Annotated in this window: 15 protein-coding genes and 2 pseudogenes; 16 read left to right on the forward strand and 1 reads right to left on the reverse strand. The window is 66.6% G+C overall.

Going from position 1 to position 19,807, the window contains the following annotated elements; all coding sequences use genetic code 11:
- The first annotated feature begins 43 nt into the window (after positions 1 to 43).
- The 7 genes from AC1D2E_RS08735 (at position 44) to AC1D2E_RS08765 (ending at position 5,586) form a co-directional block, all read left to right on the forward strand.
- The gene (locus tag AC1D2E_RS08735; RefSeq protein ID WP_478197028.1) at positions 44 to 1,216 is read left to right on the forward strand and encodes an acyl-CoA dehydrogenase family protein; all 1,173 of its coding nucleotides are present in this window, start codon (positions 44 to 46) and stop codon (positions 1,214 to 1,216) included.
- A gap of 431 nt (positions 1,217 to 1,647) precedes the next feature.
- Positions 1,648 to 2,289 (forward strand): hydrolase, encoded by a 642-nt coding sequence (locus AC1D2E_RS08740; RefSeq protein WP_478197029.1) that lies wholly within the window; start codon positions 1,648 to 1,650, stop codon positions 2,287 to 2,289.
- A gap of 257 nt (positions 2,290 to 2,546) precedes the next feature.
- Positions 2,547 to 3,065 (forward strand): Dps family protein, encoded by a 519-nt coding sequence (locus AC1D2E_RS08745; RefSeq protein ID WP_478197030.1) that lies wholly within the window; start codon positions 2,547 to 2,549, stop codon positions 3,063 to 3,065.
- A 54-nt stretch (positions 3,066 to 3,119) separates the two neighbouring features.
- Positions 3,120 to 3,941: an alpha/beta fold hydrolase gene (locus AC1D2E_RS08750; RefSeq protein WP_478197031.1), complete on the forward strand. Its 822-nt coding sequence runs from the start codon at positions 3,120 to 3,122 to the stop codon at positions 3,939 to 3,941.
- Positions 3,942 to 3,960: 19 nt separating this feature from the next.
- Positions 3,961 to 4,644, forward strand: a complete 684-nt coding sequence (locus AC1D2E_RS08755; protein ID WP_478197032.1) for an AraC family transcriptional regulator — start codon at positions 3,961 to 3,963, stop codon at positions 4,642 to 4,644.
- 6 nt (positions 4,645 to 4,650) lie between these two features.
- Complete coding sequence (locus AC1D2E_RS08760) at positions 4,651 to 4,959, forward strand: GNAT family N-acetyltransferase (RefSeq protein ID WP_478197033.1); 309 nt, start codon at positions 4,651 to 4,653, stop codon at positions 4,957 to 4,959.
- A gap of 12 nt (positions 4,960 to 4,971) precedes the next feature.
- Positions 4,972 to 5,586: an antibiotic biosynthesis monooxygenase gene (locus tag AC1D2E_RS08765; RefSeq protein ID WP_478197034.1), complete on the forward strand. Its 615-nt coding sequence runs from the start codon at positions 4,972 to 4,974 to the stop codon at positions 5,584 to 5,586.
- Positions 5,587 to 5,599: 13 nt separating this feature from the next.
- Here the strand turns inward: AC1D2E_RS08765 and AC1D2E_RS08770 are convergent, their stop codons facing one another.
- Complete coding sequence (locus tag AC1D2E_RS08770) at positions 5,600 to 6,304, reverse strand: YoaK family protein (protein WP_478197035.1); 705 nt, start codon at positions 6,302 to 6,304, stop codon at positions 5,600 to 5,602.
- 209 nt (positions 6,305 to 6,513) lie between these two features.
- Here AC1D2E_RS08770 and AC1D2E_RS08775 point away from each other — a divergent pair, with 209 nt between their 5' ends.
- The 9 genes and pseudogenes from AC1D2E_RS08775 (at position 6,514) to AC1D2E_RS08815 (ending at position 19,807) form a co-directional block, all read left to right on the forward strand.
- Positions 6,514 to 7,959 (forward strand): catalase, encoded by a 1,446-nt coding sequence (locus AC1D2E_RS08775; protein WP_478197036.1) that lies wholly within the window; start codon positions 6,514 to 6,516, stop codon positions 7,957 to 7,959.
- A gap of 24 nt (positions 7,960 to 7,983) precedes the next feature.
- Positions 7,984 to 9,102: a helix-turn-helix domain-containing protein gene (locus tag AC1D2E_RS08780; RefSeq protein ID WP_478197037.1), complete on the forward strand. Its 1,119-nt coding sequence runs from the start codon at positions 7,984 to 7,986 to the stop codon at positions 9,100 to 9,102.
- Between the two features lie 234 nt (positions 9,103 to 9,336).
- The gene (locus AC1D2E_RS08785) at positions 9,337 to 9,816 is read left to right on the forward strand and encodes an aminoacyl-tRNA deacylase (RefSeq protein WP_478197038.1); all 480 of its coding nucleotides are present in this window, start codon (positions 9,337 to 9,339) and stop codon (positions 9,814 to 9,816) included.
- A 31-nt stretch (positions 9,817 to 9,847) separates the two neighbouring features.
- Entirely contained in the window at positions 9,848 to 10,597 is a 750-nt protein-coding gene (locus AC1D2E_RS08790) for a Mut7-C RNAse domain-containing protein (protein ID WP_478197039.1), read from the forward strand.
- Between the two features lie 294 nt (positions 10,598 to 10,891).
- Positions 10,892 to 13,489 (forward strand): annotated as a pseudogene (gene aceE, locus AC1D2E_RS08795) (pyruvate dehydrogenase (acetyl-transferring), homodimeric type); the annotation flags it as partial.
- Positions 13,404 to 14,876: pseudogene (gene aceF, locus AC1D2E_RS08800) on the forward strand (dihydrolipoyllysine-residue acetyltransferase); the annotation flags it as partial. The pseudogenes aceE and aceF, both read left to right, overlap by 86 nt.
- Before the next feature lie 13 nt (positions 14,877 to 14,889).
- Positions 14,890 to 16,650: a dihydrolipoyl dehydrogenase gene (lpdA, locus tag AC1D2E_RS08805; protein WP_478197040.1), complete on the forward strand. Its 1,761-nt coding sequence runs from the start codon at positions 14,890 to 14,892 to the stop codon at positions 16,648 to 16,650.
- A gap of 10 nt (positions 16,651 to 16,660) precedes the next feature.
- A complete protein-coding gene (locus AC1D2E_RS08810; RefSeq protein WP_478197041.1) occupies positions 16,661 to 17,455 on the forward strand; it encodes an alpha/beta fold hydrolase in 795 nt (264 codons plus the stop codon).
- 18 nt (positions 17,456 to 17,473) lie between these two features.
- Positions 17,474 to 19,807 carry an NADP-dependent malic enzyme gene (locus AC1D2E_RS08815; protein WP_478197042.1) on the forward strand — a complete coding sequence of 778 codons (2,334 nt, stop codon included), beginning with the start codon at positions 17,474 to 17,476 and terminating at the stop codon, positions 19,805 to 19,807.

The raw sequence follows: 19,807 nt of genomic DNA on the forward strand, positions 1-19,807 counted from the left end.
AGTGGCTGTGCTTCCTCGCGCTGCAGCGGCGAAGGATAGAGCGATGATCCGCAACACGGAGAAGTTCGGCGCCTTGCTCGCCGAAGTGCGGCAGTTCGTGCGCACCGAGTGCCTGCCCATCGAGGAGGCTGTCGATCGCGACGACGAAATCCCCGAGCCGCTGGTGCAGCGCATGCGCGAGATCGGGCTGTTCGGCCACAGCATTCCGGAGGCCCATGGCGGCGCCGGGCTGACCACCGAGGAGTTGTCGCTCGTCAACATCGAAGTCTCGCAAGCGGCGACGACGTTCCGGGCGCGCTTCGGCGGCAATACCGGCATCGCGTCGGAATCCATCGTGGTCGACGGCACGCCCCGCCAGAAGGCGGACTACCTGCCCAGGCTCGCCAGCGGCGAGCTGACCGGGTGCTTCGCGCTGACCGAACCGGAAGCCGGGTCCGACGCGACGGCGCAGAAGACGACGGCGGTGCGCGATGGCGGCGACTTCGTGATCAGCGGCAAGAAGTGCTTCATCACCAATGCACCGATCGCGAACCTGTTCACCGTGTTCGCCAGGACGCAACCAGATGCGAAGGGTGCCAACGGGATCACCGCGTTCCTCGTGGAGCGAGGCACGCCCGGCTTGTCGACATCGGCGCCGTACCGCAAGCTCGGACAGCACGGCTCGCCGGTGGGCGAGGTCATCCTGGAGCGGGTCAGGGTTCCGGCCACCGCGATCGTTGGCGGCATCGAAGGGCAGGGATTCCGCACGGCCATGAAGACTCTGAACAAGCAGCGCATCAACCTCGCCGCCCTGTGCGTCGGTCCCGCGATCCGGCTCGTCGAGGAAATGGCGAAGCACGCGCGAACGCGCCGTCAGTTCGGCCAGCCGATCGGCGACTTCCAGCTGGTGCAGCAGATGATCGCCGAGAGCAATACGGAGGTGCATGCCGCGCGTGCGCTCGTGCTCGAGACGGCGCGCAAGCGAGACGACGGCGCCGACGTCACGATGGAGGCGTCCATGTGCAAGCTGTTCGCCTCCGAGATGTGCGGCCGCATCGCGGACCGGGCCGTGCAGGTCTTCGGCGGCAGCGGCTACATCGCCGGCAACGTCGCCGAGCGCTTCTTCCGCGATGTGCGCCTGTTCCGCCTCTACGAGGGGACGAGCCAGATTCACCTGCTCAACATTGCCAAGCGAACCATGCACGGCAGCAACGGCGAACGGTCGGTTGCGGGATAGCCTGCAAGGCCACCTGCGGCGGCCGCGATCTTCTTTAGGCCCCCGAGCCCAGGTAGCCGGATGGCGCGGGCCGGTACTCGATGTGCACGGGATGCTCGCACCCTGGCAGGAGCGGCGCGCCAAGGCCTCCTGATGGAGCACCTGGCCGGCGATGTCTCGCTGGCTGGTTGTCGCGCGCGATTGCGGGCTTTCGCGTGGTCATTTCTCGTCGCCGCAGCGTGCGGAGCCTCGACCTGCGGCCGAATGAACTGCCCTCGTGCTGGAGGCATCCGTGGCCTATCGGGACGCCAAATGTCCAAAGAGCCTCACTAATCGACAAGACATGCATCCACGTCGAAACGAGGATGCACACCGAACGCCATCCCTCTTTTTGCTTTCGCAACCATGGAGCTTCCCATGTCCATCAAAGCGGACGCCGCCACCTCCACACGATGGGAACCATGATGGACGCCCTTGAAAACCTTCTGACTCCGGAGAACTGCGCACTGGTGTTGATCGATCACCAGGCGGGACTGGCATTCGGCGTCCAGTCCATCGACCGCCAAACGCTTCTGAACAACACGATTGCGCTCGTAAGCACGGCCTTGGCGTTCAAGATTCCGATCGTGATCAGCACCTCGGCCACGAAGGTCTACAGCGGGCCGCTGCTCCCCGCGCTGCGCGAATTGCTCGCGGGACAGATCGTCATTGATCGAAGAACGATGAACATCTGGGAGGACCAGGCAGCGCTATCGGCAATCCAGGCGACCGGGCGTCGACGCATCTTGTTCTCAGGAATGCTGACGGAAGCGTGCATCACGTTTCCCGTGCTCTGTGCGCAAGCGTCCGGCTATCAGGCCTATGTCGTCGCAGATACCTGCGGTGGACTGACCCTGTCGGGCCATGAGCTTGCGCTCCAACGGATGAGTTCCAGCGGCGCCGTCATGACGAGCTGGCTCCAGGTCTTGCTGGAGTTGCAACGTGATTGGACGCGCCAGGACACGTACCAAGCCGCGAGAGCCATCATCGAACGCAACGGCGGCGGCTACGGCATGGGTCTCAATTACGCCCGCGACATGCTGCCTGCCAAGTGACCTGACTCTCCCGGACGCAACTTATCAATCCGCCTTTCTTCCGATTCGGCAGACGCCCATGACCTTCGATAGAAGTGTTCCGAAAACACGCCAACCCTTTCATCCTCCGGCACGAGCTGCACGCAGCGATCGCGAACCTCTCGTCAGAGAGTTACGGCGGCCAGGCATACGGGCGACCACAGGCGATCGACGCCGTGCGTCGTCCGGTAGAGACCTGTTGAGTTCGGCCAATCCCTGCCACCTTTGAAGGAAGAAACATGGCTGATTCGAAGACCAGCAAGAAGCGACGCCTCGCGCCGCTCCACACCCCGAGCGATCTGGGCGCCGACGCGACGCGCGACATCTCCGCGGGGCTGAACGTCCTGCTGGCGGACACCGTCGCGCTCTACTTCAAGACGAAGAACTTCCACTGGCACATGTCGGGTCCGTCGTTTCGCGACTACCACCTGCTGCTGGACGAGCAGGCCGACCAGATCTTCGCCACGATCGATCCCATCGCCGAACGCGTGCGCAAGCTCGGCGGGACCACCCTGCGGTCGACGGGCCATGCCTCACGGCTGCAGCGTCTGTCGGACAACGACGCCGACTTCGTGACCCCGATCGGCATGCTGGCCGAGCTGCGCGAAGACAACCAGCGACTCGCCGGCTTCATGCGCGCGACGCACGCGCTGTGCGACGAGTACGGCGACGTCGCCAGCGCGAGCGTGCTGGAGAACTGGATCGACGAAGCCGAGCGTCGCACCTGGTTTCTCTTCGAATCCGTGCGAGAGAGCTGACTGCCGGACCGATCAACCAACCACCTTATCTGCAACATTTCACCAGGAGAACCCATGACCACACTCACATTGCGCGATGGCACCGAGCTCTACTACAAGGACTGGGGAACGGGCCAGCCGATCCTTTTCAGCCACGGCTGGCCGCTCAGCTCGGACATGTGGGAGTACCAGATGCTGTTCTTCGCGCAGCGCGGCTACCGCGCCATCGCGTTCGATCGCCGCGGCTTCGGTCGTTCGAGCCAGCCGTGGGAAGGCTACGACTACGACACCTTCGCTGACGACATCGCCGAACTGATCGAGAAGCTGGACCTGAAGAACGTCGTGCTCGCGGGCTTCTCGATGGGCGGCGGCGACATCGTGCGCTACATCGCGCGCAAGGGCACGGCACGCGTTGCCAAGCTCGCCCTCATCAGCGCCGTGACGCCGCTCTTCATGAAGACGCCCGACCACCCGGTAGGCCCCGACAAGGCGGTCTTCGACGGCATCCGCGCCGGCCTGGCCGCGGATCGGCCGCAGTTCCTGGACGATTTCAGCACGCTCTTCTACGGCACGAACCGCGAGGGGGCCAAGGTCTCGCAGGGCATCTTCAAGCAGACATTGGGAATCGCATTGCAGGCCTCGATCAAGGGCACCATCGATTGCGTGACGGCCTTCTCCGAAACCGACTTCAGGCCGGACATGAAGAAGATCGGCGTGCCTACGCTCGTCATCCATGGCGACGATGACCAGGTGGTCCCGATCGCCGCCACGGGCAAGCTCGCGGCCGAGATGATTCCGGGCAGCCAGTTCAAGGTCTATCCCGGCGCGCCGCATGCCACCTGCTTCACGCACAAGGACCAGGTGAACGCCGACCTGCTGGCGTTCATCCAGGCCTAGCGATTCGCGGGGTGCATGCATGCCAGGCGCGGCGATGACTCCTCCGTTTCCCGAAGGTGCTTACGGCGACCGGCTGGGAGGATATTTCGAGTTGTCGTCGGCGCCCGCGCTCGTCATGCTCCGCACGTCGAGCGCACCGTTTGCGGCGACGCGCATCCGCTGCACGCCCGATCAGCTCGGCATGAAGCAGGAGATCCCGGGGCAGGACGCGTTCGTCGTGACGCTGCACCTCGTTGGCATGCGCCACCACGAGCTCTGGGTGCGCGGCCGGCCCGCGGTGGTCCGGGGCTATTCGCGCGGTGCCATCAGCATCGTCGATCTGCGCGACGAGGTGGCCAGCTACCTCGGCAGCCCGCTGGACGCGCTCAAGTTCTACGTGCCGCATGCGCTGGTGGATGCGGTGGCGGACGCCGCCGGCGTCGCCCGTGTCAGCGCGCTTTCGTGCCTGCCGGGTCTGGTCGATCCGGTGCTGGGACATCTGGGCGCGGCGCTGCTCCCCTTGCTGGACAACCCGCGATTCGCCAACTCGACCATGCTCGAGCACCTGGCCCTGGCAATCTGTGCCCACCTGGTGCGCCGATTCGGCAAGAATACCGAGACCGATGTGCCGGTGACCGAGGCTTCGGCACCTTCACGCCATCGGCTTGCCTTCGATCCCGTGACGTCGCCGCAGGCCGCCAGGCGACGACTGCATCTGCACTGAAGAACCATGACATCTTCCATTTCCGTCCGCGACAATCCTTCGAAGCATCGTTTCGAGGCCGAGTCCCAGGGCGAAGTTGCGGTGGCCGTCTACGCATCGACGGACAAGGTCATCACCTTTCTCCACACCATCGTCCCGGATGCGCTGCGCGGCCAGGGCATCGCGACGCAGCTGGTGCTGGCCGGGTTGGCCTCCGCGCGCGAGCGCGGTCTGCGGGTCATTCCGCAGTGCCCCGTTTTCGCTGCCTACATGCGGAGCCATCCCGAGACCCATGACCTGCTGGCCGATGAGGGCCGTGCCCTGCTCGGCCTTTGAAGGGAGCCGTCGATGGCCGCGGAGGATCGTCGCCCCGAATTGCGGACCGCGACGCTGGACGAGATCATCGGTCGCGAGCCGCCCCGGCCGGACACCGTCACCGCCGTCATCCGGCAGACCGTCAAGCCGGAAGCCGTGGCGCGGTACGAGCAATGGCTGAAGAAAGTGATGCCGATCGCCGCCCGATTCCCCGGCCATCGCGGCGTCAATGTCATCCACCCGGCAGCAGGTACCCTGCAGTACACGATCACCATTCGATTCGATTCGCTGGAACATGCACAAGACTGGTTCGGCTCCGCTGCGCGCCGGCAGCTGGTGGACGAAGCTGCCGCATTCCTGGAGGCCGACGAAACGGTGGAAACGCGCAGTGGCCTCGAGTTCTGGTTCAGGCCGCCGGCGGGGCAGAAGCCGGCCAGGCGCTACAAGCAATTCCTGCTGACGCTGTCGGTGATCTACCCGTTGACCATGCTGGTCCCGGCCATCTTGGGCCGGCTGTTCGATCTTGTGCTCCCGAGGTCGAACTATTTCACCGAGCACTTCATCGCGTCGGCCGCGATCGTTGCCTTGATGGTGTACGTCATCATGCCGAGGTACACGCGGCTGATGTCCCGATGGCTCTACAGGTAGTGCGCCTTGCCCCTCAGCGGCCAACGACGACCGGTGCTGCGGCTTCGCCCTCGCGCGTGCTGTGTTGAAGAGCGACGGCGCAGGCGGCCAGCACCGGCGGAATCGCGAAGCACCAGATATTCACCAAGGTGAAGCTGAGCGCGGCAGCCGCGCAGCCTGCCGCGAAGACCGCGACGCTGCCCGACATGCGCAGCAGGCGGGCGCGTGCGGCGACGGCGTCCTGCGCGGGCAGGCCTCGCAGCAGGTCGGCCAGGTCGATCATGATCTGGGTGGTCGTGCCGGTCATGAGGGTGGTCGGCGGGGCGCTTGCCAGATGAATCCGGTGCGCGGCGTTCTGGATGGCCATCGCCGACACCAGCGCCATGCCCGTGAGCATGGCGAGCCCGCTGTCGCCGTCGCTGAAAGGGCCGAAGCGCACGGCGATCGCCGCGCCCGCGGCGAGCAGCAGCGTCTTGAGGACCAGCATCGTGCGCAGGACCGGCAGGCCGAAGTCGGGCAGCTTGTAGCTCAGCCAGCGTGTCAGGACGACGACGACACAGAACACCGGCAATGCCAGGAGCTTGGTCAGTGCCCCCGAGGTGCCGTGCACCAGCGCCGCGCCGAAGGTCACGAAGTTTCCGGTGACGTGGGCGGTGAACAGGCCCTGGAGCGCCAGGAAGCCGGCGGTATCCACGAAGCCCCCGTTGAGGCTCATGAGCAAAGGAAGGGACGGTTTCATGCGGAGGCCTTCATGGATGGGGGAGCGCTTCTGCGCGCAGGGCGCCATGGTGCGCCTTCGGCGCACGCGCCGTCTTGTCGGGTTGACTGACGCTTTGCACATTCGGGCGCTGGCGTGGCCCGGCGTTCAAGCCGGGCGACTCTTGTTCAAGACAGGTGGGTGAGGGTGGGTTAAATATTCGGCGAGATAGTCGAACCGAGAGATCCCCCATGGCAAGACAAAGCAGGCCGCCGACGCTGACCACGACAGGCGGCGCGCCCGTTGCGGACAGTCAGCACTCGATCACGGCCGGCCCTCGCGGACCGATCCTGATCCAGGACTACCAGATGGTCGAGAAACTGGCGTACCTGGCGCGCGAGCGCATCCCGGAGCGGGTGCTCCATGCCAAGGGCGCTGCCGCCTTCGGCACCCTCCGCATCACGGGCGATCTCTCGCGCCACACCAGGGCCCGGGTTCTTCAGCCCGGCCAGCGAACGCCGGTCCTGGTCCGCTTCTCCGGGCTGACGGGCGAGCGCGGCTGCGCCGACGCGGAGCGCGACGTGCGCGGCTTCGCCCTCAAGGCCTATACGGAAGAGGGCAACTGGGACCTGGTCGGCAGCCACCTGCCGGTGGCCTGTATCCGCGACCCGCAGAAGTTTCCCGATCTGGTCCGGGCCATGAAGCGCCATCCGGTGAGCCACTTGCGCTCGCCCACGGCGATCTGGGACTTCTGGTCGCTGTCGCCGGAAAGCCTGCACCAGATCGTCATGCTGTTCTCCGACCGCGGCCTGCCGGCGGGCTTCCGCCACATGCATGGCTACGGCACGCACGCTTTCGGGCTCATCAGCGCGGCCAACGAACGGGTGTGGGTCAAGTTTCATTTCAAGACGCAGCAGGGCATCCGCTGCCTGACGAACGCCGAGTCCCGCGAGGTGATCGCCGACGATCGGGAAAGCGCGCAGCGCGACCTGTTCGAAGCGATCGAGCGCGGCGAGCATCCGCGCTGGTCGCTGCAGGTGCAGGTGATGAGCGAAGCGCAGGCGGCCGCGATGCCATTCAACCCCTTCGACGCGACCAAAGTCTGGCCGCAGCAGGAATTTGCGCCGATGGAACTCGGCACGCTCGAACTCGATGCCAATCCGGACAACTACTTTGCACAGGTGGAGCAGGCCACCTTCAACCCGGCCAACATCGTGCCTGGCATCTGCTTTTCACCCGACAAGATGCTGCAGGGGCGGCTGCTCGCCTATGCCGATGCGCAGCGCTACCGGGTCGGTACGCACCACGAGGCGCTGCCCGTGAACCGTCCGAGGTCCCCCGTGCACACCTACCATGCGGATGGCGCCATGCGTCTGAATGTTCCAGCCCGGACCGACGCCTATTACGAGCCCAACTCGTTCGGGGGACCGCGTCCCGACCGCCAGCTCGCGGAGCCGGCGCTGCCGCTGAGCGGCGACGCCATGCGCTTCGACGATCGCCAGGGACTCGGCGACCATGCGCAGGCGGCTGCCTTGTACCGCCGCATGGACAGCGGCCAGAGGCAGCGGCTGTTCGAGAACATCGCGGCGTCGATGGCCGCGGTGCCCGAGGCCATTCAGCGGCGCCAGATCGCGCACTTCCGGCTGATCGACGTCTCGTTTGGAAAGGGCGTGGCGGCGCAGCTTGGAATTGAATGAAAGCGAAAGTCACGGGTACGTTTTGTGCTGAGCCTTGAACTCCTGGCGTCGCGCGTTGCACGCGATGCGGCCGACGCCACGTTCGTTCAAGAAAGCGCGCTAAGCTTCTATCCGAAGTTCGGCGCCGAGCGGCAAATAGCGCTTTCCTATCTTCAACTCTTGTTCTGTCAGGCCATGCACGCTGAAACCAGCTCTTTCGGGGCGAGAGGAAGCTCTCCCCAGGCAGCCAAAGCCGCATCATCCTTGCCGGATCTTTCGGTCGGACCGAAGGACACGCTGGGTTGCACGTCCACGCATCTCCACAAGGACCTGGAGCTCTCGGCCGGCGGCGTCAGGGTCTACCGCAAGACGACCGAGGGCACGCAGCTCGACTACGTGGAGACGCCGGCCAGCGGCCGTGGCGTGCTCGTCGGAATTTCGCTGCGCGACGGCCACCGGAGGCGGATTCTTCATGAGCACCATGCGTCGTGCCATGACTTCGTCAGGGGCTCCATCTACATCCGCGACTTCAGCGATCGCTATCGCGCCGACATGAAGTCCTCCTTCGATTTCGTGCTGCTCGAAATCTCGCATGCCGCGATCGAGCGCGCGATCGAGGAGAGGGATGGCCCCCGTATCAGCGGTCTCGCGCGGGTCACTGCTGTCAAGGACGAGGTGCTCGTCAACCTCGCTTCGGCGCTGACGCCGGCGCTCGAACGGCCTGCCGAGACGAGCATGCTGTTCATCGATCAGATGAGCGTCGCCATGGGGACCTATCTTCTCGAGAGGTATGGCGGCGCCCCCGCGGCGAGCCCCAGGAAGAATCGGATTCTTTCGCGTTCACAGGAGGCGCGGGCGAAGGAAATGCTGCGAAGCAAGATCGACGGCAGCATTTCGATCACCGACATCGCGGACGCCTGCAACCTGTCGCGCAGCTATTTCATCCACGCCTTTCGCGAGACCACGGGCCAGACGCCGCATCAGTGGTTGATCGCCCAACGGCTGGAGCGTGCACGCACGCTCCTCATGGACTTCGAGTGCCCGCTCGCGGACGTCGCCGCAGCCTGCGGCTTTGCCGACCAAAGTCACTTCACGCGCGCCTTCACCCAGAGCATGGGAACGCCGCCTGGCAATTGGCGCCGAAGGGTGCGGGTCGGCAGCTGAAATGGAGAAATCAGCGTCGCATTGTTCAAGCCCAAAAACGCGCGACCGGGTTGGCGCTATCGGGACCGCGGGAGCGGCCTTGTAACCATCTGCGTCCGGCACCGCATAAGGTGCGATGCATGCACTCCCGGGCGGGTGGCGTCCCTGGAACACGACGAATTTGCGATCTTCCGCCGGCAGGAGCAAACTGACGGATCGGCGACCCCGCCGTATTTGCGCATAAGGAGGATTGCCATGTCCATTCCTTCCCATCTGTCCAGCTATCTCGACCAGCGTGGCGCACGCTATGACGTCTCCATGCACGGACACAGCCATAGCAGCCTGGAGACCGCCCGCTGCGCCAACGTGAGCCCGGGTCAACTGGCCAAATCGGTCATCCTCGAGGACGAACACGGTTGCGTGATGGCCGTCGTTCCCGCCGACAAAATGGTCATGCTCGGCGAGTTCTCCCGCTTTGTCGGTCGCCACAAGCTGAAGCTGGCCGGCGAGGCCCGGATTGCGGCGCTGTTCGATGACTGCGATCCCGGCGCGATACCGCCAGTCGGAATGGCATGGGGGCTGCCGACTATCGTCGATGACGAACTCGAAAGCAACGACGTCGTCTACATGGAAGGTGGCGATCACGAGCGGCTGCTGCGGATGTCGCACGAGCAGTTCCATGCGCTGATGCGTGCCCAGCCGCACGGGAGCTTCTCCAAGACCCCGGAGCTCTGAAGGCAGCTGACGGGCGCGCTGACCGGAAGCCATGGTCACGGCGACCTTCCGGTTCTACGAGGAGCTGAACGACTTCCTCGCGCGTGAGCGGCGAGGGCGCGAGTTCTCCTGCCGGTGCGCGCGAAGGGCGACCACCAAGCACATGATCGAGGCGCTCGGCGTTCCCCATACCGAGGTCGAACTGGTGCTGGTCAACGGCGGGTCGGTCGGCTTCGAGACCCTGCTGCACGACGGCGACCGGGTAGCCGTCTTTCCGCAGTTCGAAGCCCTCGACATCACGCCGCTGCTGCGCGTTCGCGAGCGTGCGTTGCGTGTGACCCGTTTCGTCGCGGACGCGCACCTGGGTGGCCTCGCGCACCTGCTGCGCATGACCGGGTTCGACACGCTGTACGACAACCATTTTCGCGACGAAGAGATCGAGCGTATCGCTGGCGCGCAAGGACGCATCGTGCTGACGAGAGATCGAGAGCTGCTCAAGCGCCGGGGCATCACGCATGGCTGCTACGTGCATGCGTTGCGATCCGCGCAACAGTTGCGCGAGGTCTTTGATCGACTCGACCTTGCGCGCGGCGCGCGGCCGTTCACGCGATGCCTGGACTGCAACACGCCCTTGCACGAGATCGACAAGTCGCTGGTCGCCTCGACCTTGCCGGCGATGGTGCGCGAACGCTACCAGCGTTTCAGCACCTGCGATGCATGCCGGCGCGTCTTCTGGGAGGGCTCGCATTGGCAGCGGATGCGCGCCATGGTGGACGAGTTGGTGGCGCCAGCGCAAGGATGAGGCGGCAGCGGGATACAAGAGTTTCGGGCCGCAACCGCCGCCTGCGGTGCCTCGTTGGCCGCCTCAGGGTTTGCCCCCAATCATCGGTCCGGTGAATCGGACGGCCGCATCGCTCCGCATCCGGATCAGCGGCGGAGCGCACGCCTCGATTTCGCCTCATCCCAATGAAATCAACAACTTAGAGCGCTTTCCGCGCCGCGCGCCGCGTGGCACATCGATTGCTCTGTACCCAGGCCGACCGCGTCGCTCGATGCGGGTCCTGGCCATGACACTGGAGACAAACCGATGAGCACCATGGGCGACCTTGACCCCACGGAAACTGGCGAGTGGGTCGACGCGCTGGGCGCGGTCCAACAGCACCGGGGCAGCGAGCGCGCGAACTTTCTGTTGAATCGCCTGGTCGACGAAGGCCGCCGCGACGGCGTGTACGTGCCCCGTTCGCTGAACACGGCCTACAAGAACACGATCCCGCCAGAGAAGGAAGAAAAATCTCCCGGCAACCGCGAGATCGAACACCGCCTGCGCTCGATCATCCGCTGGAACGCGATGGCGATCATCCTGCGCGCCAACAAGGACTCGTCCGAACTCGGTGGCCATATCGCGAGCTTCCAGTCGGCGGCCACGCTCTACGACATCGGCTTCGGCCACTTCTGGCATGCCGCCACCGACACGCACGGCGGCGACTTGCTCTTCATCCAGGGCCACAGCTCGCCCGGCATCTACGCGCGTGCCTTCCTCGAAGGCCGCTTGAGCGAGCAGCAACTGCTCAACTACCGCCAGGAGGCCGAGGGCAAGGGCATCCCGTCGTACCCGCACCCCTGGCTGATGCCCGACTTCTGGCAGTTCCCCACGGTCTCGATGGGGCTTGGCCCGCTGATGGCGATCTACCAGGCGCGCTTCCTCAAGTACCTGCACGGCCGCGGTCTCGCCGACACCGCGCCGCGCAAGGTCTGGGCCTTCATGGGCGACGGCGAAATGGACGAGCCCGAATCGCTCGGCGCCATTTCGCTGGCGGGCCGCGAGAGCCTGGACAACCTCGTGTTCGTCATCAACTGCAACCTGCAGCGCCTGGACGGCCCGGTGCGCGGCAACGGCAAGATCGTGCAGGAACTCGAGAGCGTGTTCCGCGGCGCCGGCTGGAACGTCATCAAGGTGCTCTGGGGCAGCGGCTGGGACGCGCTGCTCGCCAAGGACAAGAGCGGCAAGCTGCTGCAGCGCATGGAAGAGTGCGTCGACGGCGAATACCAGGACTTCAAGAGCAAGAGCGGCGCCTACGTGCGAGAGCATTTCTTCGGCAAGTACGAAGAGACCAAGGCCCTGGTCGCCGACATGAGCGACGAGCAGATCTGGGCGCTGACCCGCGGCGGCCACGACCCCGAGAAAGTGTTCGCCGCCTATGCCGCCGCCGTCAAGCACAAGGGCCAGCCCACGCTGATCCTGCCCAAGACGGTGAAGGGCTACGGCATGGGCGAATCGGGCGAGGGCCAGATGATCGCCCACCAGGCCAAGAAGATGACGCAGGACGCGCTGCGCGGCTTCCGCGACCGCTTCCAGATCCCGGTGTCCGATGAAGAGCTGCCCAAGGTGCCCTTCATCCAGCTCGCCGAAGACAGCCCCGAGATGAAGTACCTGCGCGAGCGCCGCGCCGCGCTCGGCGGCTATCTGCCGCAGCGCCGGCGCAAGTCGGTCGCGCTCGAGATTCCGCCGCTGGCCAACTTCGAGCGCCTGCTCAAGGACACCGGCGAGCGCGAGATCTCCACCACCATGGCCTTCGTGCAGATGCTCGGCACGCTGGTTCGCGACAAGGCCATCGGCAAGCACGTGGTGCCCATCGTGCCCGACGAGTCGCGCACCTTCGGCATGGAAGGCATGTTCCGCCAGCTCGGCATCTGGTCCTCGCTCGGCCAGCTCTACAAGCCGCAGGACGCCGACCAGCTCATGTACTACCGCGAGTCGAAGGACGGGCAGGTGCTGCAGGAAGGCATCAACGAGGGCGGCGCGATGTCCAGCTGGATCGTCGCGGCCACCTCGTACAGCACCAACAACGTGCCGATGATTCCGTTCTACATCTACTACTCGATGTTCGGCCTGCAGCGCGTGGGCGACCTGGCCTGGCTGGCCGGCGACATGCGTGCGCGCGGCTTCCTGCTCGGCGGCACCGCGGGGCGCACCACGCTCAACGGCGAAGGCCTGCAGCACGAGGACGGCCACAGCCACATCCTGGCCGGCACCATTCCGAACTGCATCTCGTACGACCCGACCTTCGCCTACGAGGTGGTGGCCATCGTGCGCGACGGCATGCGCCGCATGTACGCCGAGCAGGAGGACGTGTACTACTACATCACCCTCATGAACGAGAACTACCCGCACCCCGGCATGCCCGAGGGCAGCGAGGCGGGCATCCTCAAGGGTCTCTACCAGCTCAGCGACGGCGGCAAGACGCCGAAGAAGGGCCACCGCGTGCAGCTCATGGGCAGCGGCACCATCCTGCGCGAGGTGATGTTCGCGGCCGAGCTGCTCAAGAGCGACTTCGGCATCGTCGCCGACGTGTGGAGCGCCACCAGCTACAACGAACTGCGCCGCGACGGCATGGCCGCCGAGCGCTGGAGCCGGCTGCACCCGACCCAGCCGGCGCGCAGGAGCCATGTCGAGCAATGCCTCGACGGCCACGACGGCCCCGTCGTCGCGGCCACCGACTACATGCGCAACTACGCCGATCAGGTGCGCGAGTACGTGCAGGCCGCGGGCCGGCGCTACACGGTGCTCGGCACCGACGGCTTCGGCCGCAGCGACTACCGCCGCAAGCTGCGCCGCTTCTTCGAGGTCGACCGCTGGCACGTGGTCGTGGCCGCGCTCAAGGCGCTGGCCGACGACGGCGTCATCCGGCACACCGTGGTGGCCGAGGCCATCGAGAAGTACGGGCTCCAAGCCGACCGCGCCGCCCCCTGGACCGTCTGAGGCACGACAGAACATGAGCAACGCAATCGACATCAAGGTTCCCGACATCGGCGATTTCAGCGACGTGCCGGTCATCGAGATCTTCGTGAAGCCGGGCGACACGGTGAAGGCCGAAGACCCGCTGGTCTCGCTCGAATCCGACAAGGCCACGATGGACGTGCCCGCGCCGCGCGGCGGCGTGGTCGAGTCCATTGCCGTGAAGCTGGGGGACAAGGTCAGCGAAGGCAGCGTCATCATGACCTTCAAGGCCGAGGGCAGCGCTGCTGCTGCGTCGGCGGCGACCGGCGAGGCGCCCGCGGCGACCGTTGCTGCAGCCGCGCCGGCCGCAGCCGCCGCCGCACCGGCGCAGGACGCCGCATCCTCCGGCGGCATCGACGAAGCCGCCTTCGCGCTCGCCTACGCCGGCCCGGCGGTGCGCAAGCTGGCGCGCGAACTCGGTGTCGACCTCGGCAAGCTCAAGGGCACCGGCGACCACGGTCGCATCGTGCGCGCCGACGTCGAGGCCTTCGCGAAGGGTGGCGATGCAGCCGCTGTACCGACCGCCGGCAAGGCCGCTGCGGCGCCCTCCGGCGGTGGCGTCGGCGGCATCGACCTGCTGCCCTGGCCCAAGGTCGACTTCGCCAAGTTCGGCCCGACCGAACGAAAGGAACTGTCGCGCATCAAGAAGATCAGCGCAGCCAACCTGCACCGCAACTGGGTCGTCATTCCGCATGTCACGACCCACGACGAGGCCGACATCACCGAGCTCGAACCCTTCCGCGTGCAGATGAACAAGGAGCTGGAAAAGTCGGGCGTGAAGATCAGCATGCTGCCCTTCATGATGAAGGCGGCCGTGGCCGCGCTGAAGAAGTTTCCGGAGTTCAACGCCAGCCTCGACGGCGACGCGCTGGTGCTCAAGAACTACTGGCACATCGGCTTTGCGGCCGACACGCCCAACGGCCTCATGGTGCCGGTGATCCGCGACGCCGACAAGAAGACCGTGCCCGAGATCGCCAAGGAGATGGGCGAGCTCGCCAAGCTCGCGCGCGACGGCAAGCTCAAGCCCGACCAGATGTCGGGCGGCACCTTCACCATCAGCTCGCTCGGCGGCATCGGCGGCATCTACTTCACGCCGATCATCAATGCGCCCGAGGTCGCCATCATGGGCGTCTGCAAGAGCTACTGGAAGCAGCACTCCGCCGACGGCAAGACCTACACCTCGCGCCTCACGCTGCCGCTGTCCCTGTCCTGGGACCACCGCGTGATCGACGGCGCCGCCGCCGCGCGCTTCAACGTCTATTTCGCCAACGTGCTCGCCGACCTGCGGCGCGTGCTGTTCTGAAGGAAGCTCCCAAATGGCACACACGGTGGAAGTCAAGGTCCCCGACATCGGCGACTTCAAGGATGTCGCGATCATCGAGCTGCTGGTCAAGCCCGGCGAAGTCATCGCGGTCGATACCGGCCTCGTCATGGTGGAGTCCGACAAGGCCTCGATGGAGATTCCGTCGAGCCATGCGGGCACGGTGAAGGAGCTCAAGGTCGCGCTCGGCGACAAGGTCAGCGAAGGCTCGGTGATCCTGGTGATCGAGACGTCGGCGGCAGCGCCGGCGGCAGCGCCGCCCCCGGCGCCTGCACCGGCAACTGCCGCGGCACCCGTGGCCGCCGCATCCGCACCCACGGCGGGCAGCTACGCCGGCAAGGCCGACATCGAGTGCGAGGTGCTGGTGCTCGGCGCCGGTCCCGGCGGCTATTCGGCCGCCTTCCGCAGCGCCGATCTCGGCATGAAGACCGTGCTGGTCGAGCGCTACGCCACGCTCGGCGGCGTGTGCCTCAACGTCGGCTGCATCCCGTCGAAGGCGCTGCTGCACACGGCCAGCGTGATGGACGAGGTGAAGCTGCTTGCCAGACACGGCATCAAGTACACCGCGCCCGAAGTCGACATCGACGCGCTGCGCGACTTCAAGGACGGCGTCGTCAGGAAGCTCACCGGCGGCCTGGCCGGCATGGCCAAGGCGCGCAAGGTCGAGGTCGTGACCGGCGTCGGCAGCTTCCTCGACGCCTACCACGTCGAGGTGGTGGCCGAGGGCGGCGCGAAGAAGGTGGTGAAGTTCGCCCAGGCCATCATCGCCGCGGGCTCGCAGGCCGTGAAGCTGCCCTTCATGCCCGAGGACGAACGCGTCGTCGACTCCACCGGCGCGCTGCTGCTCAAGGCCATTCCGAAGCGCATGCTGGTGGTCGGCGGCGGCATCATCGGCCTCGAGATGGCCACGGTGTATTCGACGCTGGGCACGCGCATCGATGTGATCGAGATGCTCGACGGCCTGATGCAGGGCGCCGACCGCGACCTCGTCAAGGTGTGGGAGAAGGTCAACGCGACGCGCTTCGACAAGGTGATGCTCGAGACCAAGACCGTGGGTGCCAAGGCGACGAAGGCCGGCATCGAGGTCAGCTTCGAAGGCGCGAAGGCACCGAAGGAGCCGCAGGTCTACGACCTCGTGCTCGTGGCCGTGGGCCGCAGTCCCAATGGCAAGAAGATCGGCGCCGACAAGGCCGGCGTGGCCGTCACCGAGCGCGGCTTCATCGACGTCGACAAGCAGATGCGCACCAACGTGCCGCATATCTTCGCCATCGGCGACATCGTCGGCCAGCCCATGCTCGCGCACAAGGCCGTGCACGAGGCGCATGTGGCGGCCGAGGCGGCCCATGGCGAGGCTTCGTTCTTCGATGCCAGGCAGATTCCCTCGGTCGCCTACACCGACCCCGAAGTGGCCTGGGCCGGCAAGACCGAGGAGGAGTGCAAGGCCGAAGGCCTGAAGGTCGGCAAGGCCGTGTTCCCGTGGGCCGCGTCGGGCCGGGCCATCGCCAACGGGCGCGACGAGGGCTTCACCAAGCTGCTGTTCGACGAGGCCACGCACCGCATCGTCGGCGGCGGCATCGTCGGCACGCATGCGGGCGACCTGATCAGCGAGCTGTGCCTGGCCATCGAGATGGGCTGCGAGCCCGGCGACATCGGCAAGACCATCCACCCGCATCCGACACTCGGCGAATCCATCGGCATGGCGGCCGAGCTGTTCGAAGGGCATTGCACCGACCTGCCCCCGGTGAAGAAGAAGTAGGCCGCCCGCCATGCCGCTCACACTGGCTTTCGAGGCCCTGGGATCGGGGCCTCCGGTGGTGATCCTGCACGGCCTGTTCGGCGCGGGACGCAACTGGACGCAGGTCGCGCAGGCGCTGGCCTCGGGCCATCGCGTCTACCTGCCCGACGCCCGAAACCACGGCGCCTCGCCGTGGGCCGGGTCCATGTCATACGCCGAGATGGCGGGCGACGTGCGCGCGCTGATCGAGCGCGAGCATCTGCAGCGGCCCTTCGTGATCGGCCACAGCATGGGCGGCAAGACGGCGATGGCCCTCGCGCTCTCGCACCCGCAAGCCATCGGCGGCATCGCCGTGATCGACATCGCGCCCGAGAGCTACACCCACCAGTTCTCGTCGTACGTGTCGGCCATGCGCAGCCTCGACGTGGCCGGCGCGGCCGGCCGCCGCGAGATCCACCAGGCGCTGGCCGACAGCCTCAGCGCCGAAGCCCCGGTCGACGTCCTGATGCAGAGCCTGCGCCGGCAGCACGACCGCTTCGACTGGCGGCTCAACCTGCTCGCCACCGGCCTGTGCATGCGCGAGCTGTGCGGCTTTCCCGAAGCGCTGCGCGACGCGCGCTACGGCGGACCGGCGCTCTTCATCCACGGCGCCGAGTCCGACTACGTGCCGCCTTCGTCGCTCGCCGGCATCCGTGCGCTGTTCCCGCGTGCGGCGACCGAGCGCATCGCCGATGCCGGCCACTGGGTGCATGCCGACCAGCCCGCGGCGCTGCTGCGCGGACTGCGCGGCTGGCTGGCCGACGCCTGCGCGGCCGCCCCTCATTGACATCCCCACGGAGAAACCATGTCCGACAACCTGCGCGAAGCCGCCCTCGACTACCACCGCTATCCCACGCCCGGCAAGATCTCGGTGAACCCGACCAAGCCGATGGCCACCCAACGCGACCTCGCGCTCGCCTACTCGCCCGGCGTGGCCGACGCCTGCATGGAGATCGTGCGCGACCCGGCCGAGGCCATGAATCTCACCTCGCGCGCCAACCTGGTGGCGGTCATCACCAACGGAACGGCGGTGCTGGGCCTGGGCAACATCGGCCCGCTGGCCGGCAAGCCGGTGATGGAAGGCAAGGGCTGCCTGTTCAAGAAATTCGCCGGCATCGACGTGTTCGACATCGAGCTCGACGAGACCGACCCCGACGCGCTGATCGACACCATCGCGCGCATGGAGCCCACCTTCGGCGGCATCAACCTCGAAGACATCAAGGCGCCCGAATGCTTCTACATCGAGAAGAAGCTGCGCGAGCGCATGAAGATCCCGGTCTTCCACGACGACCAGCACGGCACCGCCATTGTCGCGGCCGCCGCCATCCTCAATGCGCTGCGCCATGTGAACAAGGACATCCGAGAGGTGAAGCTGGTGGCCTCGGGCGCCGGCGCGGCGGCACTGGCCTGCCTCGACCTGATCGTGAGCCTCGGCTTGCCGATGCACAACATCTACGTGTCGGACAGTGCGGGCGTGGTCTACACCGGCCGCAAGGAGCAGATGGATCCGAACAAGGCCCGCTATGCGCAGGACAGCTCGGCGCGCAAGCTGGCCGACGTGATCGGCGGCGCCGACATCTTCCTCGGCCTCTCTGCCGGCGGCGTGCTCAAGCCGGAGATGGTGAAGGAGATGGGGCGCGATCCGATCATCCTCGCGATGGCCAACCCGACGCCGGAGATCCTGCCGGAAGACGCGCTGGCCGTGCGCCCCGACGCCATCCTCGGCACCGGCCGGTCGGACTACCCGAACCAGGTCAACAACGTGCTGTGTTTTCCGTTCATCTTCCGCGGCGCGCTCGATGTCGGCGCGACCACCATCAACGAAGAGATGAAGCTCGCCGCCGTGCGCGCCATCGCCGAGCTCGCGCATGCCGAGATCCCCGAAGTGGTGGCGCAGGCCTATGGCGCGCTCGGCCTGCGTTTCGGCCGCGACTACCTGATCCCCAAGCCTTTCGACCCGCGCCTGATCGAGGCGGTCGCGCCCGCGGTGGCGCAGGCCGCGGCCGACAGCGGCGTGGCCACACGGCCGATCGCCGACATGAAGGCCTACCGCCAGCGCCTGTCGCAGTTCGTCTATCAGTCGGGCAGCAGCATGCAGCCGCTGTTCGCAGCCGCCAAGCAGTCGCCCAAGCGCGTGGTCTACGCCGAGGGCGAGGACGAGCGCGTGCTGCGCGCCGCGCAGGTGGTGGTGGACGAAGGCCTGGCGCGGCCGCTGCTGCTGGGCCGCCCCGAGGTGATCGCCGAGCGCATCGCACAGTACGGCCTGCGCCTTGCGCCGGGCACCGACTGCGAGGCTGTCGACCTGCTCGACCCCGCCGTGCACGGTGACGCGGCCGAGGCCTACTACCAGCTCAAGCGCCGCGACGGCGTCTCGCGCCTGGTGGCGCAGACCGAGATGCGCAGCCGCGGCACGCTGCTCGCGGCGATGCTGGTGCGCCAGGGCCGGGCCGACGCCATGCTGTGCGGCACATTGGGTGGCTACGGCGACCACCTGCGCCATGTGCGCGACGTGATCGGCCTGCGCCCGGGCACGAAGACCATGGCCGCCATGCAGATGCTGATGCTGCCGGGACGCCAGCTCTTCATCTGCGACACGCACGTCAACCGCGACCCCGATGCGGCGCAGATCGCCGAGATCACATTGCTGGCGGCCGAAGAGGTGCGCCGCTTCGGCGTGACGCCGAGTGTGGCGCTGCTGTCGCACTCGAATTTCGGCGGCTCGGACGCGGCGTCGGCCCTGAAGATGCGCGAGGCGCTCGCGCTCATCAAGGCGAGCGATCCGCAGCTCGCGGTGGAGGGCGAGATGCGCGGCGACGCGGCGCTGTCCAAGTCGATCCTCGACCACGAGTTCCCGGACTCGGCGCTGGACACCGAAGCCAACGTGCTCATCATGCCCAACGTCGACGCGGCCAACATCTCCTACAACCTGCTGCGCATGGCGGCCGGCAGCGGCATCACGGTGGGCGGAATCCTGCTGGGCGCGGCACGCTCGGTGCACATCCTCACGCCGTCGTCCACCGTGCGCCGCATCGTCAACATGACGGCGCTGGCGGTGGTCGACGCCAACTCGCACCGCGGCGCGGCGCCATTCGAAAGCCTTGCGCAGCACGCGCACGCCGCCTCTGCCGCCCGCGTCTGA

The sequence above is a fragment of the Variovorax sp. P1_H2 genome (genome assembly GCF_056405295.1).